Origin of the sequence: Pseudomonas xionganensis (assembly GCF_009763245.1) — a bacterium.
Lineage (GTDB): Bacteria > Pseudomonadota > Gammaproteobacteria > Pseudomonadales > Pseudomonadaceae > Aquipseudomonas > Aquipseudomonas xionganensis.
The window spans coordinates 1,516,180-1,538,043 of sequence record NZ_WKJZ01000001.1 but is presented as its reverse complement, the minus strand read 5'-3'; the positions used below and the strand labels follow the sequence as shown (position 1 = coordinate 1,538,043).

At 64.4% G+C, this 21,864-nt stretch carries 23 protein-coding genes and 1 tRNA gene (1 of these 24 only partly in view); 16 read left to right on the top strand and 8 right to left on the bottom strand.

Annotated features, from left to right (window positions below; genetic code table 11):
* Positions 1-8 precede the first annotated feature (8 nt).
* A complete protein-coding gene (gene hemH, locus GJV18_RS07030) occupies positions 9-1,031 on the bottom strand; it encodes a ferrochelatase (RefSeq protein ID WP_160343986.1) in 1,023 nt (340 codons plus the stop codon).
* A 264-nt stretch (positions 1,032-1,295) separates the two neighbouring features.
* A complete protein-coding gene (locus GJV18_RS07025; protein ID WP_160343985.1) occupies positions 1,296-2,210 on the bottom strand; it encodes a TIGR01777 family oxidoreductase in 915 nt (304 codons plus the stop codon).
* Positions 2,211-2,404: 194 nt separating this feature from the next.
* Between GJV18_RS07025 and GJV18_RS07020 the strand changes: the two genes are divergently transcribed.
* The 12 genes from GJV18_RS07020 (at position 2,405) to GJV18_RS06965 (ending at position 12,857) form a co-directional block, all read left to right on the top strand.
* Complete coding sequence (locus GJV18_RS07020) at positions 2,405-3,397, top strand: NAD(P)/FAD-dependent oxidoreductase (RefSeq protein WP_160343984.1); 993 nt, start codon at positions 2,405-2,407, stop codon at positions 3,395-3,397.
* Positions 3,394-3,639, top strand: a complete 246-nt coding sequence (locus GJV18_RS07015; RefSeq protein WP_160343983.1) for a TIGR02450 family Trp-rich protein — start codon at positions 3,394-3,396, stop codon at positions 3,637-3,639. The genes GJV18_RS07020 and GJV18_RS07015 overlap by 4 nt, the downstream gene beginning before the upstream one ends.
* A 250-nt stretch (positions 3,640-3,889) precedes the next feature.
* A complete protein-coding gene (locus GJV18_RS07010) occupies positions 3,890-4,858 on the top strand; it encodes a YbgA family protein (RefSeq protein ID WP_160343982.1) in 969 nt (322 codons plus the stop codon).
* Complete coding sequence (locus GJV18_RS07005) at positions 4,855-5,799, top strand: MerR family transcriptional regulator (RefSeq protein ID WP_160343981.1); 945 nt, start codon at positions 4,855-4,857, stop codon at positions 5,797-5,799. The genes GJV18_RS07010 and GJV18_RS07005 overlap by 4 nt, the downstream gene beginning before the upstream one ends.
* Positions 5,800-5,810: 11 nt before the next feature.
* Positions 5,811-7,253 carry a deoxyribodipyrimidine photo-lyase gene (phrB, locus tag GJV18_RS07000; RefSeq protein ID WP_160343980.1) on the top strand — a complete coding sequence of 481 codons (1,443 nt, stop codon included), beginning with the start codon at positions 5,811-5,813 and terminating at the stop codon, positions 7,251-7,253.
* Positions 7,250-7,678 carry a nuclear transport factor 2 family protein gene (locus GJV18_RS06995; protein WP_160343979.1) on the top strand — a complete coding sequence of 143 codons (429 nt, stop codon included), beginning with the start codon at positions 7,250-7,252 and terminating at the stop codon, positions 7,676-7,678. Before phrB ends, GJV18_RS06995 begins: the two co-directional genes overlap by 4 nt.
* The gene (locus tag GJV18_RS06990) at positions 7,675-8,451 is read left to right on the top strand and encodes an SDR family NAD(P)-dependent oxidoreductase (protein WP_160343978.1); all 777 of its coding nucleotides are present in this window, start codon (positions 7,675-7,677) and stop codon (positions 8,449-8,451) included. The genes GJV18_RS06995 and GJV18_RS06990 overlap by 4 nt, the downstream gene beginning before the upstream one ends.
* The gene (locus tag GJV18_RS06985) at positions 8,448-9,695 is read left to right on the top strand and encodes an NAD(P)/FAD-dependent oxidoreductase (RefSeq protein WP_160343977.1); all 1,248 of its coding nucleotides are present in this window, start codon (positions 8,448-8,450) and stop codon (positions 9,693-9,695) included. The genes GJV18_RS06990 and GJV18_RS06985 overlap by 4 nt, the downstream gene beginning before the upstream one ends.
* A gap of 17 nt (positions 9,696-9,712) precedes the next feature.
* A complete protein-coding gene (locus GJV18_RS06980) occupies positions 9,713-10,513 on the top strand; it encodes a DUF1365 domain-containing protein (RefSeq protein WP_160346017.1) in 801 nt (266 codons plus the stop codon).
* Positions 10,500-11,771 carry an SAM-dependent methyltransferase gene (locus tag GJV18_RS06975; protein WP_160343976.1) on the top strand — a complete coding sequence of 424 codons (1,272 nt, stop codon included), beginning with the start codon at positions 10,500-10,502 and terminating at the stop codon, positions 11,769-11,771. The genes GJV18_RS06980 and GJV18_RS06975 overlap by 14 nt, the downstream gene beginning before the upstream one ends.
* A gap of 40 nt (positions 11,772-11,811) precedes the next feature.
* Positions 11,812-12,339: a DUF2878 domain-containing protein gene (locus GJV18_RS06970; protein ID WP_160346015.1), complete on the top strand. Its 528-nt coding sequence runs from the start codon at positions 11,812-11,814 to the stop codon at positions 12,337-12,339.
* A 200-nt stretch (positions 12,340-12,539) separates the two neighbouring features.
* On the top strand, positions 12,540-12,857 hold the full coding sequence (locus GJV18_RS06965) for a YkgJ family cysteine cluster protein (protein ID WP_160343975.1): 318 nt from the start codon (positions 12,540-12,542) through the stop codon (positions 12,855-12,857).
* 62 nt (positions 12,858-12,919) lie between these two features.
* Here GJV18_RS06965 and GJV18_RS06960 read toward each other — a convergent pair whose 3' ends face one another.
* The 6 genes from GJV18_RS06960 to hemA all read right to left on the bottom strand — a co-directional run bounded on the left by GJV18_RS06960 (position 12,920) and on the right by hemA (position 18,398).
* Positions 12,920-13,435 carry an acyloxyacyl hydrolase gene (locus GJV18_RS06960; protein ID WP_160343974.1) on the bottom strand — a complete coding sequence of 172 codons (516 nt, stop codon included), beginning with the start codon at positions 13,433-13,435 and terminating at the stop codon, positions 12,920-12,922.
* 111 nt (positions 13,436-13,546) lie between these two features.
* Positions 13,547-14,335 (bottom strand): glutamate racemase, encoded by a 789-nt coding sequence (gene murI, locus GJV18_RS06955; RefSeq protein WP_160343973.1) that lies wholly within the window; start codon positions 14,333-14,335, stop codon positions 13,547-13,549.
* On the bottom strand, positions 14,325-15,080 hold the full coding sequence (locus GJV18_RS06950) for a molybdopterin-synthase adenylyltransferase MoeB (RefSeq protein WP_160346013.1): 756 nt from the start codon (positions 15,078-15,080) through the stop codon (positions 14,325-14,327). The genes murI and GJV18_RS06950 overlap by 11 nt, the downstream gene beginning before the upstream one ends.
* A gap of 4 nt (positions 15,081-15,084) precedes the next feature.
* The gene (prmC, locus tag GJV18_RS06945; RefSeq protein ID WP_160343972.1) at positions 15,085-15,918 is read right to left on the bottom strand and encodes a peptide chain release factor N(5)-glutamine methyltransferase; all 834 of its coding nucleotides are present in this window, start codon (positions 15,916-15,918) and stop codon (positions 15,085-15,087) included.
* Positions 15,919-16,038: 120 nt separating this feature from the next.
* Positions 16,039-17,121, bottom strand: coding sequence for a peptide chain release factor 1 (prfA, locus tag GJV18_RS06940; RefSeq protein ID WP_160343971.1), 1,083 nt, complete (start codon positions 17,119-17,121; stop codon positions 16,039-16,041).
* A complete protein-coding gene (gene hemA, locus GJV18_RS06935) occupies positions 17,118-18,398 on the bottom strand; it encodes a glutamyl-tRNA reductase (RefSeq protein ID WP_160343970.1) in 1,281 nt (426 codons plus the stop codon). Before hemA ends, prfA begins: the two co-directional genes overlap by 4 nt.
* A 183-nt stretch (positions 18,399-18,581) precedes the next feature.
* Here hemA and GJV18_RS06930 point away from each other — a divergent pair, with 183 nt between their 5' ends.
* From GJV18_RS06930 to GJV18_RS18570, 4 genes are all read left to right on the top strand, one after another.
* Entirely contained in the window at positions 18,582-20,312 is a 1,731-nt protein-coding gene (locus GJV18_RS06930) for a tetratricopeptide repeat protein (RefSeq protein ID WP_160343969.1), read from the top strand.
* Positions 20,312-20,929 carry a lipoprotein insertase outer membrane protein LolB gene (lolB, locus tag GJV18_RS06925; RefSeq protein ID WP_160343968.1) on the top strand — a complete coding sequence of 206 codons (618 nt, stop codon included), beginning with the start codon at positions 20,312-20,314 and terminating at the stop codon, positions 20,927-20,929. The genes GJV18_RS06930 and lolB overlap by 1 nt, the downstream gene beginning before the upstream one ends.
* Positions 20,926-21,801 carry a 4-(cytidine 5'-diphospho)-2-C-methyl-D-erythritol kinase gene (gene ispE / locus GJV18_RS06920; protein WP_160343967.1) on the top strand — a complete coding sequence of 292 codons (876 nt, stop codon included), beginning with the start codon at positions 20,926-20,928 and terminating at the stop codon, positions 21,799-21,801. Before lolB ends, ispE begins: the two co-directional genes overlap by 4 nt.
* Positions 21,802-21,841: 40 nt before the next feature.
* Positions 21,842-21,864: transfer RNA gene (locus tag GJV18_RS18570), tRNA-Gln, on the top strand; it runs 152 nt beyond the window's last position.

Here is a 21,864-nt window from a genome sequence, read left to right as displayed (position 1 = left end):
CCGTCACTTCAAAGCATCAGGGGCGCGCGCTCGCTCAGGGTTTTCAGCGCCGCCACCCAGCTGGGGTGATCGTTCAGGCAGGGCACCAGCTGCAGGCTCTCGCCACCGGCCTCGACAAACTGCTCGCGGCCGCGGTCGCCGATCTCTTCCAGGGTTTCGATGCAGTCGGCGACGAAGGCCGGGCACATCACCAGCAGCTTCTTCACCCCCTGGGCCGCCAGTTCGTCCAGACGGGTTTCGGTGTAGGGCTCGATCCACTTGGCCCGGCCCAGGCGTGACTGGAAGCTTACCGACCACTGCCCGTCCTTGAGCCCCATGCGCTGGGCAAACAGCTCGGCGCTGCGCAGGCACTGGGCGCGGTAACAGCCGGCCAGCACCTCGGGCGACGCCGTGCGGCAGCAATCATCGCCCTTGAGGCAGTGGCCGCTAGGGTCAAGCTTGTGCAGGTGGCGCTCCGGCAGACCGTGAAAGCTCAACAGCAGGTGATCGAAGCCCTGCTCCAGATAGGGCCGGGCGCTGTCGACCAGGGCATCGAGGTATTCCGGCTGCTCGTAGAAGGGCGGCAGGATGGAGAAGCGGATCGGCAGGTTGTGCTCGCGCACCACCCGCTTGGCTTCCTCGATCACGGTGGTGGTGGTGCTGTCGGCGAACTGCGGATAGAGCGGCGCCAGGGTCACCTGGGTGATGCCCTGCCCGGCCAGGCGGGTCAGCACGGTGTGCAGCGACGGCTCGCCATAACGCATGGCCAGCTCCACCGGGCCCTGGGTCCAGGCGGCTTTCATCGCTTGCTGCAGGCGCTTGCTCAGCACCACCAGGGGCGAACCGTCTTCCCACCAGATCGAGGCATAGGCATGGGCCGAGGCGGCCGGCCGCTTGATCAGGATCAGCGACACCAGCAGCCGGCGCAGCGGCCAGGGCAGGTCGATGACATAGGGGTCCATCAGAAACTGGTTGAGGTAGCGCCGTACATCGGCCACTTCGGTGGAGGCCGGCGAACCCAGATTTACCAGCAGCAAGGCGTGATCGGTCATGCGTAGTCCTAGGGTCTGTTAACGTTTCGCGGCGAACCGCGTTGCTGCGCCAAATTGCGCCAGGCAAGGCGCGGGGCGCAGGTAATGGTTGCTCCCTTGCCAAGCCCTGCAACGCCGCCTGGCACAATTTGCCGCGCAACCCGAAGGGCCGGGCCTGTTTTTACGCGATGCTGCGTTTCTCGTCACTCATTTGGAACGACCAAACTTCGTAACTCATGCCTTGCCTCGCGTAAAAACGGGCTCCGGCGCGGCCGCAGCGAAACGTCAACAGACCCTATCTGGTTGGCCCAGCAGATCCGCCAGGGCCACATCCAAGTGAGTGAAACGAAAACTGAAGCCTGCATCGAGCAAGCGCGTCGGCAAGGCACGCTGTCCGCCCAGGAGCAACCCGGACAGCTCGCCCAGGGCCAGGCGCAGGACAAAGGCCGGTGCCGGCATAAAGGCCGGACGGTGCAGCTCACGGCCCAGGGCCTGACTGAGCTCGCGGTTGCGCACCGGGTTGGGCGCGCAGGCATTATAAGGACCGCTGGCCTGCTCCTGCTGCAGAAGAAAATCAATCAGGGCGATCTGGTCACTGATATGAATCCATGGCATCCACTGCCGGCCACTGCCCAGGGGGCCACCCAGGCCCAGCTTGAATGGCAGCAGCAGGCGCTTGAGCAGGCCGCCCTCGGCCGCCAGCACCAGGCCGGTGCGTAGCAGCACCACGCGCATGCCCAGGGTTTCGGCACGCAGGGCGGTTTCCTCCCAGGCGCCGCACAGCTGGGCGGGAAAGTCATCGCAGACCTGGGGCGAGTCCTCATGCAACTCACGCTCGCCGCCATCGCCATACCAGCCCACCGCCGACCCGGACAGCAACACCCGGGGTTTGTGCGCACGACTCTCCAGCCAGGCCAGCAGCTGCTCGGTCAGGCCGATGCGGCTGGCCCACAGCAGCGCCTTGCGCTTGCGCGTCCAGGGCCGGTCGGCAATCGGCGCACCGGCCAGGTTGACCACCGCATCCACGGGCTTATCGGTCAGTTCTTCCAGGCGGCCAATACCGCGCACATCAGCCCCGCACAGGCGCGGCACCTGCTGCGGCGTGCGGCTCCACACGGTCAGCTGATGCCCCTGCTGCGCCCAGTGCCGACATAGCGCACGGCCGATCAGGCCGGTACCACCGGTCAGGAGAATATGCATGGCATGTTCCTCGCTTAAGCCAACAATCAAGGATGCCGGCTCACCAATTTATGTCGCGCCGTGCCTTTATAAAGACGGCCAGTTGTCTTAACTATAGGTAGGCGCGATTGATAGCGGCATAGCTTATACATAAAAACCATATTGTATAGCTTTTGTCTAAAGCGTAGCCTAGTGCCCACGAGACGAGGTTAATCATGAGCACAGTTCACCCTATCGCCATTATCGGTACCGGCATTGCCGGACTGTCCGCCGCCCAGGCCCTGCACAACGCCGGCCACAGCGTACAGCTGTTCGACAAGAGCCGTGGCAGTGGCGGGCGCATGTCGAGCAAGCGCAGCGATGCCGGCGCCCTGGATCTGGGCGCGCAGTATTTCACCGCCCGCGATCGCCGCTTTGTCGAGGTGGTGCAGCAGTGGCAGGCCCGTGGCTGGGTCGCCGAATGGACACCGAGCCTCTACAACAGCCGCAACGGCCAGCTCAGCGCCTCACCGGACGAGCAGGTACGCTGGGTCGGCGCCCCGCGCATGAGCGCCATTACCCGCGCCCTGCTTGGCGCCCTGCCGGTGCATTTTTCCTGCCGCATCACCGAGGTGTTTCGCGGTGAACAGCACTGGCACCTGCTGGATGCCGAAGGCAACAGCCATGGCCCCTTCAGCCATGTGATCGTCGCCACCCCGGCACCCCAGGCCACCGCCCTGCTGTCCAGCGCACCCAAGCTGGCCAGTGCCGCCGCCGGCGTGGCCATGGATCCGACCTGGGCCGTGGCCCTGGCCTTCAATACGCCCCTGGAAACCCCCATGGAAGGCTGCTTTGTGCAGGACAGCCCGCTGGACTGGCTGGCGCGCAACCGCAGCAAACCCGGGCGCGACACGGCCATGGACACCTGGGTGCTGCACGCCAGCAGCAACTGGAGCAAGCAGCACCTGGACCTGGACAAGGAGGCCGTGATCGAACAGCTGCACGGCGCCTTCGCCGAGATGATTGGCTGCGCCGTACCCGCTCCGGCCCTGAGCCTGGCCCATCGCTGGCTCTATGCCCGCCCGGCCACGGCGCACCAGTGGGGCGCCCTGGCCGATGCCGACCTGGGCCTGTATGCCTGTGGCGACTGGTGCCTGTCGGGGCGGGTCGAGGGCGCCTGGCTCAGCGGCCAGGAAGCGGCCAAGCGCCTGCTTGAGCACTTGCAGTGACAGCGTCAAGCACTCAAGTCGGTGGCAAACACCGACTTAACCCACGCAAGCTGCTGCTGTCGAAGTGGACAGCCGTGCAGCCGCAGCAGCGTGAGAAGCACTTTCTGGTCACCGAACTGATCCGTGACGAAGACGAGCAGGTGCAGCAGGTCGAACTGCAAGCGGTGCTCAGCAAACGCACCTGGCAGCTGGACTGGCGTGAACTGCAGGATGCCGAGCGCTGGCTGATGGGCTGGCGCTAGCCTGGCGTCGGCCCCTTCCCTCTCCCCCATTACCACTGCCCCCGAGAAAGCCTGGGTTCGTAGGGTGCGGCGTGCGCACCGCTAACCCGCTGCCGAACAGGGTGCGCACGGCGCCCCTACCCCCGCCCTCCAGATTTTCATTACAACAGCTGTACAAAATAATTGACTTGTACAATATCAGCCCTATGATGGAGACAAGTTGTACAGAAACCATTCCCTGTACAAGTAAGCATCATCAGAGGTTGCCCCCATGAGCCAACGCCACTCCTTCACCGGCAAACCCAAACTGGGTATCAGCGCCTGCCTGCTCGGCGCCGAAGTCCGCTACAACGGCGGGCACAAGGAGTCGCGGTTATGCAGCCGCACCCTCAACGAGTATTTCGACTTCGTACCGCTGTGCCCGGAGGTGGCCATTGGCCTGGGAACGCCGCGCGAGCCGATTCGCCTGGTGGGCGACCCACAGGCCCCGCGCGCGGTAGGTACGGTCAATCGCGCGGTGGACGTCACCGCGCCCCTGGCCGCCTATGGCGAGCGCGTGGCCGAGGAGCAGACCGAGCTGTGCGGCTATATCTTTATGCAGCAGTCGCCGTCCTGCGGTCTGCACCGGGTCAAGGTCTACCAGGACAACGGCCGCCCCAGCGAGCCTCAGGGCCGCGGCATCTTTGCCCAGGCCTTCTGTGCCCGTCACCCGGATCTGCCGGTGGAGGAAGACGGACGCCTGAATGACCCGATCCTGCGCGAGAACTTCATCACCCGGGTCTTTGCCTACGCCGAGTGGCAACAGTTGCTGCGCCAGGGCCTGACCCGCAAGGCGCTGATCGACTTCCACTCGCGCTACAAATACCTGCTGATGGCCACCCACCCCATGCAGTACAAGGCCCTCGGCCGTCTGCTCGGCAACCTGGCCCAGCACGATCTCAATGAGCTGGCCCCACACTATTTCAGCCAGCTGATGGAGGCGCTGAAGCACTGCGCCACCCGCCGTACCCACAGCAATGTGCTGCAGCACCTCTGCGGTTACCTCAAGCAGAACCTAAGCCGTGAAGACAAGGCCGAAATCCAGCAGCTGATCGGCCAGTATCGCCAGGGCGTGGTGCCTCTGGTGGTGCCCATGACCCTGCTCAAACATCACTTCCGCCGTCACCCGGATGACTACATCGCGCAGCAGGTCTATCTGCAGCCGCACCCGGAAGACCTCAGCCTGCGCAATGCCCTATGAGTCATATCGAGTCTAACGAGCGCGCAACCGGCGCCGACGATTACCAGGACGCCATCGCCCAGGGCTTTATGCCCATTCGCGAGGTGGCACGCCTGACCGGGGTCAACGCCGTGACCCTGCGCGCCTGGGAGCGCCGCTATGGCCTGATCGTGCCGCACCGCACGCCCAAGGGTCATCGCCTGTACTCCAACGAGCATGTGGCGCATATCCACAACATCCTCACCTGGCTCGGCCGCGGCGTTTCGGTCAGCCAGGTCAAGGGCCTGTTGCGCAGTGGCCAGCCGGCGTTCAGCGAAGCCACCTCGCAGTGGGAAGAGAAACGCCAGCGCCTGCAGGAATGCATCTGCAACCTCAATGAGCGGCGTCTGGACGAGTGCTTCAATACCGAACTGGCCCTCTACCCGCCCCAGACCCTGTGCCAGCAGCTGCTGTTGCCACTGCTGGAGGAGCTGGAGCTGCGCTGGCGCAATCCCTGCGGCGCCCAGGCCGAACGGGTGTTCTTCTTCTCCTGGCTGCGCAGCAAGCTGGGCGCGCGGCTGTACCACAACAATCGCCAGCACGGCGGCGCCACCCTGTTGCTGATCAATGTATCGGATCTGCCCATGGCCCCCGGCATGTGGCTGACCGCCTGGCTGGCCAGCAGCGCCGGCTGCCCGGTGGAGGTCTTCGACTGGCCCCTGCAGCCCACCGATCTGGCCCTGGCGGTTGAGCACATCCAGCCCCGGGCGGTGCTGCTGTATTCCAGCCAGGCGCTCAATACCGGGCATCTGCAGCGCCTGCTGGCAGGCTATGACTGCCCCTGCCTGATTGTCGGCGAAGCGGTGCAGATCCATCTGGACGAACTCAACAGGCTCTGCGCGCACAACCCGGATCTGGCCCTGGCCCAGGATCCCCTGGCGGCGCTGCACAGCCTGACCGATCTCAACCTGCTCGACAGCTGACGGAACTCAACATGCGGCAATTGATCTGGTTTCGCACCGACCTGCGGGTACAGGACAACAGCGCCCTGGCCAGCGCCATGGCCAGCGGTCCGACCCTGGCCCTGTACCTGATCAGCCCCGGACAGTGGCTGATGCATGACGATGCGCCGTGCAAGGTCGACTTCTGGCTGCGCAACCTCAAGGCCCTGGCTGCCGAGCTGGGCAAACTCAATGTGCCGCTGCTGGTGCGCACCGCCGATGACTGGAGCGCCGCGCCCCAGGTCGTTGCCCAGGTTTGCCGCGAGCTGGAGATTGCCAGCGTGCAGGTCAATCAGGAGTATGGCGTGCATGAAAGCCGCCGCGACCAGGCGGTGGCGGCCGAACTGGAGCAGCAAGGCGTGAGCTTTCGCAGCCACCTGGATCAGCTGTTCTTCCAGCCCGGCAGCGTGCTGACCCAATCCGGCAACTACTTTCAGGTCTACAGCCAGTTTCGCAAGGTCTGCTACCAGCGTCTGCACAGCGCCCTGCCCCGACTGGTCGCCACGCCCAAGGCGCAGGCAAGCCTGGGCATCCCAAGCGACCCAATCCCTGAGCAGGTCCCAGGTTTTGCCCAGCCCACGGCCGAGCTGCGCCAGCTCTGGCCAGCAGGTGAAGGCGAAGCTCAGCGGCGGCTGCAGGCTTTTGCCAGTGAGCAGATCGACTTCTACCAGAGCGCCCGGGACTTTCCCGCCCAACCCGGCACCAGCCAGCTGTCCGCCTACCTGGCCGCCGGGGTGATTTCGCCGCGCCAATGCCTGCATGCCGCACTGGCCGCCAACCAGGGCGAGTTCGACAGCGGCAACCCGGGCGTGGTGAGCTGGATCAACGAGCTGCTCTGGCGCGAGTTCTACAAGCACATCCTGGTGGGCTACCCGCGGGTGTCCATGCACCGCGCCTTCCGCGCGGAAACCGAGGCGGTGGCCTGGCGTGATGCGCCACGCGAACTCAAGGCCTGGCAGGAGGGGCGCACCGGTTTCCCGATCATCGATGCGGCCATGCGTCAGCTCCTGGCCACCGGCTGGATGCACAACCGCCTGCGCATGATCGTGGCCATGTTCCTGACCAAGAACCTGCTGATCGATTGGCGCGAGGGCGAGCGTTTCTTTATGCGCCACCTGATCGACGGCGACCTGGCGGCCAACAACGGTGGCTGGCAGTGGAGTTCCTCCACCGGCACCGACTCGGCGCCCTACTTCCGCATCTTCAACCCCCTCAGCCAGTCGGAGAAATTCGACCCGGACGGGCGTTTTATCCGCCAGTGGCTGCCGGAACTGGGCGGGCTCAACAAGCGCCATATCCATAATCCTGCGGCCATGGGCGGATTGTTCGGTCTGGCCGAGTATCCCGCGCCCATGGTCGATCTGAGCAAGAGCCGCGCCCGCGCCCTGGCCGCCTTCAAGCAGCTGCCGCACCTGGCCGGCGAGGAGGCCCTGTGAGCGATTTCCTGCGTCAGTTCGCCCAGGACTTTGCCGGGCTGAACAAGGACAACCTCGACACCCTGGGCCAGCTCTACAGCGAGGATGCGCTGTTCTGCGATCCCCTGCATGAGGTGCGTGGCCTGGCCAATATGCGCCGCTATTTCGCCGAGATGTACGCCAACGTCAGCGAACTGCGCTTTGATTTCTATGGCTTCGACCAGGCCCGCGAAGGCGAAGGTTACCTGCGCTGGACCATGAGCTATCGCCACCCGCGCCTGGCCAAGGGCCAGTTGATCCGCGTGGAAGGCTGCTCGCACCTGCAGTGGAATGCCAGCGGCAGGGTCTACCGTCACCGCGACTATTTCGATGCAGGCAACCTACTCTATGAACACCTGCCACTGATGGGTCAGGTGATTCGCTGGCTGAAACGGAGACTGGCATGAACGCGAATGCACGACGCATCTGGCTCACCGGCGCCAGCAGCGGTATCGGCGCCGCCCTGGCCGAACAGCTGCTGCAACAAGGCCACCGCCTGGCCCTCAGCGCCCGCAGCATCGAGCCCCTGCAAGCGCTGGCCAAGCGTTACCCGCAGCAGGTACTGGTGGTGGCCGGCGATCTCAGCGACCCCGACCAGGTGCGCGCCATTGGCGAGCATATCGCCCAGGTCTGGGGCGCCCTGGACTGCGCCATTCTCAATGCCGGCACCTGCGAGTACGTCGAGGTCAGGCATTTCGAGGCGGCCATGGTCGAGCGGGTGATGCGCGCCAACCTGTTTTCCGCCAGCTACTGCATCGAGGCTACCCTGCCGCTGCTGCGTCTGGGCAACCGCCCGCAACTGGTCGGCGTGGGCAGCTCGGTGACCTATATGCCGCTGCCACGGGCCGAGGCCTATGGCGCCTCCAAGGCCGCCATGCGCTACCTGTTCGACACCCTGCGCATCGATCTGCATGCCGAAGGCATTGCCGTGACCCTGGTCAGCCCGGGCTTTGTCGACACGCCGCTGACGCAGAAGAACGACTTCCCCATGCCCATGCGCTGGCCCGTGGAAAAAGCCGCCCGGCATATCGCCGAACGTTTGCAGCGCCAGCCGCTGGAAATCAACTTCCCCGGCCCCTTTATTGCAATCCTCAAGCTGCTCGGCAGCCTGCCCCTGCGTGTGCAGGTGGCCCTCGGCGCCAAGCTGGCACGCAATCAAGTTCATAAGGACACTCCATGAGAATCGCCATTATCGGCAGCGGCATCGCCGGATTGACCTGCGCCTACCTGCTTAACCGCAAACACGCCATCACCGTGTTCGAGGCTGGCGACTGGATCGGCGGCCACACCCATACCGTGGATGTCGAGGTCGGCGGCCAGCACTATGCGGTGGACACCGGTTTTATCGTGTTCAACGACTGGACCTACCCCAACTTTATCCGCCTGCTGGGCCAGCTGGGCGTGGGCTTCAAGGACACCGAGATGAGCTTCTCGGTCAGCGACCCGCTCAGCGGCGTGGAATACAACGGGCATAACCTCAACACCCTGTTTGCCCAGCGCCGCAACCTGTTCTCGGCGAAATTCATCGGCATGGTGCGCGATATCCTGCGCTTCAACCGTGAGGCGCTGAACGACCTGAACCAGCAGCGCATCGCCAGCAATATGACCCTGGGCGACTACCTCAAGGCCAACGCCTACAGCGAGCGCTTTATCCAGCACTACATCGTGCCCATGGGCGCGGCGATCTGGTCGATGTCGCTGAACGACATGCTCGGCTTCCCGCTGCAGTTCTTCGTGCGCTTCTTCAAGAACCACGGGCTGCTGTCGGTCAGCGACCGGCCGCAGTGGTGCGTGGTCGAGGGCGGTTCCAGCAGCTATGTAGCGCCGCTGACCGAATCCTTCCGTGAGCGGATCCGCCTCAATTGCCCGGTCACCCGGGTCGAGCGCGACGCCGATGGCGTCACGGTGCATAGCAGCGCCGGCAGCGAGCGCTTCGACAAGGTGATCTTCGCCTGCCACAGCGACCAGGCCCTGGCCCTGCTGGCCCAACCCACCGGTACCGAGCAGGACATCCTCGGCGCCCTGCCCTATGCCGACAACGACGTGGTGCTGCACACCGATACCCGCCTGCTGCCGAACCGCAAGCTGGCCTGGGCCAGCTGGAACTATCGCCTGGGCGGGCCGGCCGATCAGCCGGCGGCGGTGACCTACAACATGAATATCCTGCAGGGGATTCAGAGCGACACCACCTTCTGCGTCAGCCTGAACCAGACCGCCGCCATCGACCCGAGCAAGATCCTGGCGCGCTACACCTATGCCCATCCGCAATACAGCCTGGCCGGCATGGCCGCCCAGGCGCGCTGGGAAGAACTGCTCGGCGCCAACCACAGCTATTTCTGCGGCGCCTACTGGGCCAATGGCTTCCACGAAGACGGCGTGGTCAGCGCCCTGCGCGTGGCCCGCGAATTTGGCGAGGCCCTGTAGTGAACGGCGCTCCCGTGATAAACAGCGCCCTGTACAGCGGCTGGGTGCAGCACCGGCGCTTCGCCCCGCGTCTGCACAATTTCCGCTACCGCATGGGCCTGCTCTATCTCGACCTGAGCGAGCAGGACGCCGTGCTGGCACTGTCGCCCCTGGCCGGCAGTAGCCGCTTCGCGCCTTTTGCCTTTTGCGAAAGCGACTACCTGCCGCAATTCACCCAAGCCGGCATCAAGCTGATCGATGCCGTGCGCCAACGGGTCAGCGAGGCCCTGGGCCATACGCCCCTGGGCCATATCGGCCTGCTGACCCAGCCACGCAGCTGGGGCCTGAGTTTCAACCCGGCGAGCTTCTTCTATTGTCATGAGGCCGATGGCCAGCTGGCGGCGATTCTCTGCGAGGTCAGCAACACGCCCTGGGGCGAGCGCTATCACTATGTGCTGCCGGCCCAGGGCACGGGTCACCAGCACTTTGCCGTGGCAAAGGCCTTTCATGTCTCGCCTTTCCTGCCCCGGGAACTGGAGTACCGCATGAGCTTCGGCCCGGTGGGCGAGCGCATCGGCATTCATATGGCCGACTGGAACGGCGCGGAGAAAGTCTTCGATGCCAGCCTCAGCCTGCAGCGCACTGAACTGAATCGCGCCAGCCTGCACCGCTATCTGCTGAAGTTTCCCTGGATGACCGGCAAGACCGTCGCCGCCATCTACTGGCAGGCCCTGCGCCTGCTGCTCAAACGCATCCCCCTGTTCAGCCACCGGGCCGCCGAAGGTGAGTTCCGCGTCGCCCGCCCTGTCTCGAAGGAAGTGCCCCATGAAAAGCTCTAGCCTTGTCTCCGCCAAGAACAGCGTCCGCGCCGGTAGCGGCATCGGTGCCAGCCTTTTGCGCCGCGCGGTACTGCGCCAGCTCAAGCAGTTGCGCCATGGCCAGCTGATCGTGGTTGAGGGCGATGAACGCATGGAATTCGGTGACCCCCACTCCAGCCTCAGCGCCGAAATTCAGGTGCTGGATCCGGCCGTGTGGGGCCTGGTGGCCAGCAATGGCTCGATCGGCTCCGGCGAAGCCTATATCCATGGTTACTGGAGCACTCCGGATCTGACCGCAGTCATCCGCGTATTCGTCAGCAACCTGGAGGTGCTGGACGCCATGGAAGGTGGCCTGGCCCGCCTTGGCCGCCCCCTGGTACAGGGCCTGCACTGGCTCAACCGCAACACCCGCAAGGGTTCACGACGCAATATCTCCGCCCACTACGACCTGGGCAACGAGCTGTTCGAGCAGTTTCTCGACCCCACCATGATGTACTCGGCGGCCATGTTCAAAGGTGCCGATGACAACCTGGAACAGGCCCAGCTGAACAAGCTCGAACGCATCTGTCAGAAGCTGGCGCTGAAACCCGGCGACCACCTGCTGGAAATCGGCACCGGCTGGGGCAGCATGGCGATCTACGCCGCCAGCCACTATGGCTGCAAGGTCACCACCACCACCCTGTCGCGTGAACAATTCGCCTACACCGAACAGCGGGTCAAGGAACTGGGCCTTGAAGGCCAGATCACCCTGTTGCTGGAGGATTACCGCGACCTGGGCGGGCAGTACGACAAGCTGGTGTCCATCGAGATGATCGAAGCCGTGGGCCATCGTTTTCTGCCCACCTACTTCCAGCAGTGCGCCAACCTGCTCAAGCCCGACGGGCTGATGCTGCTGCAGGCCATCACCATCCGTGACCAGCGCTATGAGCAGGCGAAAAACGCCGTGGACTTTATCCAGCGCTATATCTTCCCCGGCGGCGCCCTGCCCTCGGTGAACAAGATGCTGGAAATCGTCAGCAGCAAGACCGATATGAACCTGCACCATATGGAAGACTTCGGCCTGCACTACGCCCGTACCCTGCGCCTGTGGCACGACAACCTGCGTCAGGCCCGGCATAATCTGGAGCAGCTCGGCTACGACGACTACTTCTACCGCCTGTGGGAGTTCTACCTGTGCTACTGCGAGGGCGGTTTTATCGAGCGCACCATCGGCACGGCACAGCTGCTACTGGCCAAACCGGCCGCCAAACCCGCCCCGCTGCTGGGCCAACTGCACTGATCTTGCCGAGTACGCCAAAGGATTCCCAATGCCCGCACAGCTGCCCAAACTGATCGTCAATACCCTGCTGTTTCAGCTCGGCTGGTTCGCCTGTGTCTTCGGCGGTGACAGCCTGTGGCTACTCTGCGTACCGGCCGTCCTGGCCGTGCACCTGCTCTGGACCAGCAGCTGGGCGGCGGAAGGCAAACTGCTGGCCAGCGTATTTATTGCCGGCAGTGCGCTGGACAGCTTTCTGCTCAACCTCGGCGTATTCGATTTCGGTGAACCACGCACCCTGATCCCACTCTGGCTGGCCAGCCTGTGGCTGCTCCTGGCCACCACCCTCAACCATTGCCTGGCCTGGACCGCACAACCCTGGTGGCGCGGCAGCCTGCTGGGAGCCATCGCAGCCCCTTTGTCCTACTACGGCGGCGCGCAGATCGCCGGGGTCGCCCTGCCCTATGGCACCTGGCAAAGCCTGCTGCTGATCGGCGCCATCTGGGCGGTGGTGATGCCGGTGCTGCACGGCTTCGCCAAGCTCTACCGCAGCCAGTACGAGCAGACCCTGCGCACCCGCCAATCCGCGTAGGGTTGGGACCGCCCCGTGGAAAACCGCGCCGGGTTTCCAGCAACACCGCCATACCCGGTGGATGGATAAAGCGCCATCCACCCTACAAGGCTCTGTAGGGTGCACCGTGCGCACCGAGCCGCTCATCCAGCCGGTGCGCACAGCGCACCCTACATCGGCACACCGCTGCGGCTTCAGTCAGATGGCGTACACTGCGCGGCATGAGTCAGACCATCCCCCACACCCAACTCGCGGACGAACCCGCCGTCAGCTGCAGCAACTGCGCGGCCTGCTGCTGCCAGCTGGAAGTCATGCTGATCACCGACACCGGCGTACCGCCGCGCTTTATCGACACAGATGACTGGGGCGGTGAAGTGATGCGCCGCCTGGACGACGGCTGGTGCGCGGCCCTGGACCGCGACAGCATGCGCTGCACCATCTACGAGGTGCGCCCGTTGATCTGCCGCGAGTTCGAAACCGCCTCCCCCGAGTGTCTGGATGAGCGCAAGGGCATGACGGGCATTTATCGCCCGGTGTGAGCCATCGCCGCGAACAGGTTGATCGCGGCCATGGCTGCGGGGAATGGCGGACGGCAAAAAGCCTAGAAACGCATGCGGTAATGCAGGGTATACGCCTCGACACCGTCATTGGGCTGTTTCAAACCGGCATTGGAATAATGCACCGCACGCACGCCGATCTCCTGCCCGGCAAAGCGCACACCAAAACCCAGACGGTCTTCAAACTGCAAGGATGACCCCAGGTCGTTGTCTTCGACTTCGGTATGGGCAAAGGCGGCTATGCCAATACCGGCTTCGATATAGGGCGTGAAGCGCTCGCCGGCAAACTCGTAGACAAACACCGGCGCCAGCGACAGGCTGTGGTTGCTGGAAGTCTCATCGCCATCCCAGAAGGTATAGCCGGCATCCCAGTAACCGGTCAGCCGGCCCACATCGCTGGCAAACCAGCTGCGATTGAAATCGAACTGCGCGCCCAAACGATAAACCATGGTCGAATCGCTCGACTGACCAATGGCGAAGGTCATATCCGCCGCCTGAACGGCCGCCGCTTGCCCCAAGGATAGAGCTGCAACAGCAGCCCACGTCACGATTTTGTGCATGGCAATAATCCTTTCCCACCCATTAACGAAATGCCGAGCATTGCTCCCCCAAAGTATAGAAAGCATTACGCAACAGGGTGGGGCCGTTAGCCTGGTATCGCCGCTAGCAGGTTATATCTGCGCAACCTGCGCCGTTTCCCCCCACAACTGCGGCAGCACCGCCTGCATCGCTGCAGGTGTGGCACTGGACCAGAAGCGCGCAGCTTGCGCCGGCCCCTGGGCCAACAAGTCGCGCTCACCTAACAGGCGCTGCAGATGCCTAGCTACAGCCGCACCGGTGTCGATCAGGCTGACCGACTCCGGCAGCAGGCGGCGCAGCAGCGGCTTGATAAAGGGGTAATGGGTGCAGCCGAGGATCAGGGTATCGCAGCCCTCGTCCAGCAGCGGCCGGACAAAGCCCTGCAGCAGCGCGGCGGTGGCCGGCGTATCCAGCTCGCCCGCCTCGATGCACTCCACCAGCCCCGGGCAGGGCTGGGTAATCACCCGTACATCGCTGGCAAAACGGTCGAGCAAGGCAGCGAACTTGGCGCTTTTCAGGGTGCCGGTGGTGGCCAGCACACCGACCACGCCGCTGCGGGTCGCCGCCGCTGCGGGTTTCACCGCTGGCTCCATGCCAATGATCGGTAGCATTGGATAACGCTCGCGCAACTCGGCCACCCCGGCGGCGGTGGCGGTATTGCAGGCCAGCACCAGAGCCTTGGCGCCCTGGGCCAGCAGATGCTCGGCAATCAGGCCGCAACGCTGGCGGATAAATTCCGGACTCTTCTCGCCATAGGGCACATGGCCGCTATCGGCCACATAGAGTAGCGACTCGTTGGGCAGCAGGGCACGAATCTCGCCCAGCACCGACAGGCCGCCGACGCCGGAGTCGAATACACCAATGGGCGCGTTACTCGACATGGCCAGCGCACACGCTACAGCCCGGGTCGCGCTTGACCTTGAGTTCACGAAAGCGCGTACCCAGGGCATCGATCAGCAGCAGGCGGCCCACCAGCGGCTCGCCGAAGCCGGCCAGCAGCTTAAGGGCTTCCAGGGCCTGCAAACTGCCCACCAGCCCCACCAGCGGGCCGACCACGCCGGCTTCGCTGCAGGTCAGCTCGGCCTCGCTGCCGTGGCCGTAGATGCAGTGGTAGCAGGGGCTGTCGTCGCGGCGCGGGTCGAATACCGAGAGCTGCCCTTCCAGGCGAATCGCCGCGCCGCTGACCAGCGGCACCCTGGCCGCCACGCAGGCGGCGTTGACCGCCTCGCGGGTGCTGAAGTTGTCCGAACAATCCAGCACCACATCCACCGCCGCCACGGCGCCGGCCAGGGAGTCGGCATCCAGGCCATGGGGGTGCAGCTGCAGCTTGAGCTGCGGATTGATCGCCAGCAGGCGCTTGGCCGCCGACTCCACCTTGCTCAGGCCGATGCTGGCTGTATCGTGGGCGATCTGCCGCTGCAGGTTGGTCAGATCCACCGTATCGAAATCCGCCAGGTGCAGCTCGCCCACCCCGGCGGCAGCCAGGTACAGCGCCACCGGCGAGCCCAGGCCACCCAGACCGACAATCAGGGCGCGGCTGTTCTTCAGGCGCAGCTGGCCGTCGATATCGATCTGCGCCAGCAGAATCTGCCGGCTGTAACGCAGCAATTCTTCATCCGTCAGCATCTGTTCACCCATGCTTGAAACGTCCCAGGCTGATGCGCTCATGGCCTGCCAGATCGCGGCGGCTGTGCACCTCGTTAAAGCCGGCAGCGGCGAGCAACGCACGCACCTGCTCAGCCTGATCGAAACCATGCTCCAGCAGCAGCCAGCCGTCATTGTCCAGATAAGTCGGTGCCTGCGCGATGATCAGGCGGATATCGTCCAGGCCATCGGCGCCGGACACCAGGGCGCTGCTCGGCTCGAACCGCACATCGCCTTCACCCAGATGCCGATCATCGGCACGGATATAGGGCGGGTTGCTCAGAATCAGGCCATAGCGCTGCCCCGCCAGGGCGTCGAACCAGTGGCTCTGGAGAAAACCGGCATTACCCAACTGCAGACGCTGGCGATTGCGCTCGGCCAGGGCCACCGCCTCGGCCACCCGATCCACCCCAGTCAGCCGCCAGGCCGGCCGCTCGCAGGCCAGCGCCAGGGCGATGGCGCCGGTGCCGGTGCCCAGGTCCAGGGCAGCCAGCTTTGTTGCCGGCAACAGCTCAAGGGCGCTTTCCACCAGCAGCTCGGTGTCCGGGCGGGGAATCAGGGTATGACTGGCAACTTCCAGCTCCAGACTCCAGAAGCCCTGATGACCGAGGACATAGGCCACCGGCTCGCCGCAGCGGCGGCGCGCCAGATACTCGTCGAAGCGTGCCAGCTGCTCGGCATCCGGCTCACGCTCCGGCCAGGTGCGCAGGTAGCTGCGCGGTTTGCCCAGGGCGGCGGCCAGCAGCAACTCGGCGTCCAGTCGCGGCGTCGGCGAGTCCGGCAGATCGGCGGTAGTGAGCAGCGTTTCGATGCTGGCCATGGTTCTCTCGTAGGGTGGATCGCGTTTTAACGATCCACCGTGCAGGTTTGTGGTGGATGAAAACGGCGTCATCCACCCTGCGCATCCGCTGTAACTGACAGCGAGTGCGCAGTGCTGCGGTCAGTCCCCGAGTGCCGCCAGCTGGTCGGCCTGGTATTCGGCCAGCAGCGGTTCGATCACGGCCTCGACACCGCCGGCAATCACTTCATTCAGCGAATACAGGGTCAGGTTGATGCGGTGATCGGTCACCCGGCCCTGGGGGAAATTGTAGGTGCGGATACGTTCGGAGCGGTCCCCCGAGCCCACCAGCAGCTTGCGCGTGTCGGAGATTTCCTTGTGCGCGGCGGCTTCCTGCTGATCCTTGAGCTTGGCCGCCAGCCAGGCCATGGCCTTGGCGCGGTTCTTGTGCTGGGAGCGCTCTTCCTGGCACTCGACGACCGTCCCCGTGGGGATATGGGTGATGCGGATGGCCGAGTCGGTGGTGTTGACGTGCTGGCCACCGGCGCCGGAGCTGCGGTAGGTGTCCACGCGCAGGTCGGCCGGGTTGATATCGATGGCCGCCTGCTCGTCCGGCTCCGGCAGCACCGCCACGGTACAGGCCGAGGTATGGATACGGCCCTGGGACTCGGTCTCCGGCACGCGCTGCACGCGATGGGCGCCGGACTCGAACTTGAGTTTGCCGTAAACATTGTCGCCCTCGACCCGGGCGATCACTTCCTTATAGCCGCCATGTTCGCCCTCGCTGGCCGAGAGCACTTCGACCCGCCAGCCCTGGCGTTCGGCATAGCGCGAATACATGCGGAACAGGTCGCCGGAGAAGATCGCCGCTTCATCGCCGCCGGTGCCGGCGCGCACTTCCAGATAGACGTTGCGCGAATCGTTGGGGTCCTTGGGCAGCAGCATGCGCTGCAGGTTGCTCTCCAGACCAACCAGGGCCTCGCGGGCCTCGGCCACCTCTTCCTCGGCCATGGCGCGCATGTCCGGGTCGCTGTCCTTGAGCAGGGCCTGGGCGCCTTCCAGATCACCCTGCACCTTGCGCAGCTCGCGGTAGGCGGCGATCACCGGTTCGATCTCGGCGTATTCCTTGGAATAGGCGCGGAACTGGCTCTGGTTGGAAATCACTTCGGCATCACCAAGCAACGCCGTCAGCTCTTCGAAGCGGTCGCTCAGGTTATCCAGCTTGTTCAACAGTGAGGCTTTCATTGCAACCCTTTATCGGATGGCGTGCCCTCGTCGAGGGCGAACAGTTCCTGGGCCAGGTCCAGGGCATCGAGGCGCCCGGCGGCGGTCAGTTTCTTCATCTGCACGCTGGGCGCATGCAGCAGTTTATTGGTCAGGCCGCGGGCCAGTTGCGCCAGCACCTGCTCGGCATCGCCGCCATTGGCCAGCAGACGCTGGGCCTTGGCCAGCTCCTCGTCACGCAGACGCTCGGCCTGCTGGCGGTAGGCACGCAGCACATCCACCGCGAGCAGTTCGCGCAGGCGCTGCATAAAGTCCTGGGTGCCGGCGGCGACCATTTCCTCGGCGGCCTGGGCTGCGCCCTGACGACTCTTGAGGTTTTCCTCGATGACCTCGTGCAGGTCGTCGACGGTATAGAGGTAGACGTCATCCAGCTCGCCAACCTGGGGTTCGATATCCCGCGGCACGGCAATGTCGACCATGAAGATCGGCTTGTGCTTGCGCTTTTTCAGCGCCCGCTCCACCGCGCCCTTGCCCAGGATCGGCAGCTGGCTGGCGGTGGAACTGATGACGATATCGCTATTGACCAATTCATCCGGGATCTCCGAGAGCAGCACCGCATGGGCGCCAAACTGCTCGGCCAGCTGGCTGGCGCGCTCCAGGGTCCGGTTGGCCACCACGATGCGCTTGATGCCCTGGTCATGCAGATGACGCGCCACCAGGCTGATGGTCTCGCCGGCGCCGATCAGCAGGGCCTGGCTGCGGTGCAGATCACTGAAGATCTGCTTGGCCAGGCTGACGGCGGCAAAGGCCACCGAAACCGGGTTCTCGCCGATGGCCGTATCGGTGCGCACGCTCTTGGCGGTGCTGAAGGTGGCCTGGAACAGGCGCCCCAGCAGCGGCCCCACGGTGCCGGCCTCGCGGGCCACGGCATAGGCGGACTTGAGCTGGCCGAGAATCTGCGGTTCACCGAGGATCATCGAATCCAGGCCGCAGGCTACGCGCATCATATGACGCACAGCAGCGTCATCCTGATGCACATAGGCACAGGCGCGCAGTTCGTCCAGATTGAGCTGATGGAAATCCGCCAACCAGCGCAGCACCTCATCGGCGCTCAGCTGATCCTGCTCCAGATACAGCTCGCTGCGGTTGCAGGTGGAGAGAATCGCCGCTTCGCGGCTGGGCGTCAGACGACACAGCTGCTGCAGGGCCTCGACCAGCTGCTCCGGGGTAAAGGCAACGCGCTCGCGCACCTCTACCGAGGCGGTCTTGTGGTTGATACCAAGGGCAATAAAGGCCATGCACAGTCGCTGAGATAAATTTAAGCCGGCAATTGTCCTACTTCGACCGATACAGAACAACCACCGCCCGCTTTTTTGACTGGCAGGTCAGCACGGCAGCTACAACCCAGTTCACACAAGCCCCATGGGCTTGCCATCCGCCTTGTGTCATGATGGCCCGACCGCAGGCTGGACCCACTATCTATGAATAAACCCTTTGCCCTGCTGACCGCCCTTGCCTTGCTCGGCGGCTGCCAAGTCTTCAGCCCCTCCAGCCCCGACGGCCAACCGCCGGTGGAGGAAGCGCTTAGCGCCCAGGCGCCCGCCACAGCCAAGACCTACGCCTCATTCAGCCAGGACACCCTGCTGGCCCTGCTGACCGCCGAGCTGGCCGGGCAACGCAACCGCTTCGATATCGCCCTGGGCAACTATGTCGAGCAGGCTCAGCTGACCCAGGATGCCGGAGTGGCCGAGCGTGGCTTCCGGATCGCCGAATACCTGGGCGCCGAACAAGCCGCCCTGGACACCAGCCTGCTTTGGGCCAAGAACGCCCCTGACAATATCGACGCCCAGCGCGCCGCCGCCGTACAGCTGGCCCGTGCCGGCCGCTATGACGAATCCATGAACTTTATGGAAAGCGTGCTGGCGGGCCAAGGCGACACTCACTTCGACTTCCTCGCCCTGTCCGCGGCGGAAACCGACGCCGATACCCGCGCAGGCCTGCTGCAAAGTTTCTCGCGCCTGCTGGACAAGCACCCGGACAACAGCCAGTTGCAGTTCGGCAAGGCCCTGCTGCTGCAACAGGATCAGCGCCCGGAAGAGGCACTGGCGCTGCTGGAGCAGCAACCGAAACAAGCACGCCCGGCCGCTTCCATCCTGCTCCAGGCCCGCCTGCTGCAGGGCCTGGAGCGCAATGACGAGGCCCTGCCGCTGCTGGAAAAGGGTATCGAGCAATATCCCGAGGACAAGCGCCTGCGCCTGACCTATGCGCGCCTGCTGGTGGCCGAGGATCGCCTGGATGATGCCAAGGGCGAATTTGTCGCCCTGCTGCAACTGCACCCCAATGATGATGACCTGCGCTTCTCCCTGGCCCTGATCTGCCTGGAGGCCGAAGCCTGGAGGGAAGGCATCGTCTACCTGGAAGAGCTGGTCGAGCGCGGCAGCCATGTGGACGCCGCCCACTACAACCTGGGCCGTGCCTATGAGGCCCTGGGCAAGCCCAGCAGCGCCCTGATCGAATACGCCCTGGTCGGCCCCAGCAATGACTTCCTGCCGGCCCAGGCCCGCCAGAGCGAACTGCTGTTTCAACAACAGCGCGGCGAAGAGGCGGCCGAGCGCCTGCGCAAGGCCCGGGAAAGCCAGCCCGACTACGCCATCCAGCTGCACCTGATCGAAGCCGAGGCCTGGAGCAAGCAGCAGGATCACGAGCGCGCCTGGCAGGTAATCGAACAAGCCCTGGAACAGTTCCCGGAAGACCTCAACCTGCTCTATACCCGCGCCATGCTGGCGGAGAAGCGTGGCGACCTGGATCAGCTGGAGCGCGACCTGCGCTTTATCATCGAGCGCGAACCGGACAATGCCATGGCCATCAATGCCCTGGGTTATACCCTGGCCGACCGCACCACACGCTTGGATGAAGCCCGCGCCCTGATCGAAACCGCCTACCAGCTCAACCCCAGTGACCCGGCCATTATCGACAGCATGGGCTGGGTGCAATACCGCCTGGGCAACCTGCCACTGGCGGAACGCTTCCTGCGCCAGGCCCTCAAAGACTTCCCCGACCCGGAAGTGGCCGCCCATCTGGGCGAAGTGCTCTGGGCCCAAGGCCGAGAAGATGAAGCGCGCGAGCTGTGGGCGCGCTACCTCAAGCAACATCCAGACAGCCCCATCCTGCGCAGCACCCTGCAGCGCCTGACCGGAACCGAGACCCCCTGATGCAACTGCGCCACCTGCTTGCCGCCAGCCTGATCATCCTGCTCACCGGCTGCGCCGGCCTCACCCCCCGCGAATCCCTGGAGGGCCAGGGCGATGCCGGTCTCTGGCAAGCCCACAAGCAACAGATCACAAAACTGGATGCCTGGCAGATCAACGGCAAGGTCGGGATTCGCGCCCCCCAGGACTCCGGCAGCGGTACCCTGTTCTGGCTACAACGCCAGGACTACTACGATATCCGCCTGTCCGGCCCACTGGGTCGCGGCGCCGCCCGCCTGACCGGACGCCCCGGTGCCATCCTGCTGGAAGTGGCCAACCAGGGCCGCTACCAGGCCGACTCCCCGGAACAACTGCTGCAGGAGCAGCTGGGCTTGAATCTACCGGTGTCCCATCTGCTCTGGTGGATTCGCGGCCTGCCCGCACCGGACAGCAAGAGCCGCGTGACCCTGGACGGTTCCAGCCGCCTGGCACGCCTGGAGCAGGACGGCTGGCAAGTCGACTACCAACGCTATGCCAAGCAGAATGGCTATGCCCTGCCAGAACGCCTCAAGCTGTTCGGCCACAACCTGGAAGTCACCCTGGTGATCAAGGACTGGCAGCCGCGCCAGCTCGGTCTATGAACAACCCGGCAATACCCGCCAGCGCCGAACTGATTTTGCCGGCGCCGGCCAAGCTCAACCTGATGCTGCATATCCTCGGCCGCCGCGCCGACGGTTACCACGAGTTGCAGACCCTGTTCCAGTTTCTCGACTTCGGTGACGAGTTGGGCTTTGCCCTGCGCAACGATGGCCAGATCCACCTGCATACCGAAATAGCCGGCGTGCCCCACGACAGCAACCTGATCGTGCGTGCCGCACGCCTGCTGCAGGCGGCCAGCGGCACAGCCCTGGGCGCCGATATCTGGCTGGACAAGCGCCTGCCCATGGGCGGCGGCATCGGTGGCGGCAGCTCGGATGCCGCCACCACCCTGCTCGGTCTCAACCACCTGTGGGGTGCTCAGCTCAGCGAAGACCAGTTGGCCGCACTAGGCCTGCAGCTGGGCGCCGATGTACCGGTATTCGTCCGCGGCCGCGCGGCGTTCGCCGAGGGTGTGGGCGAGCGCCTGACCCCGGTGACGCTGGAGGAACCCTGGTTTCTTGTCGTCGCCCCGCAAGTCTTTGTCAGCACAGCAGAAGTTTTCTCCGACCCCGAGTTGACACGCGATACGCCGCCCATTAAAGTTCGCAGCCTTCTTGCAGGGGGTGGTCATAACGACTGCCTGCCAGTGGTTCAAAAGCGCTATCCTGAAGTTCGTAACGCTTTGATATTGCTGAACAAATTTGTTCAAGCAAAACTGACTGGCACTGGAGCTTGTATATTTGGGAGCTTCCCAAATCGGGACGATGCTGATAAAGTCGCCCGCCAACTTCCAGACCATTTGCCAAGTTTTGTAGCTAAGGGTCGTAACATCTCGATGTTGCAACGCACGCTCGAAGCACTGGCCAGGAAGTGAATGCAAGCTGTCAGCGGTTCTAAACAGCGGGTTGTACAGTAGGGGCGTCGCCAAGCGGTAAGG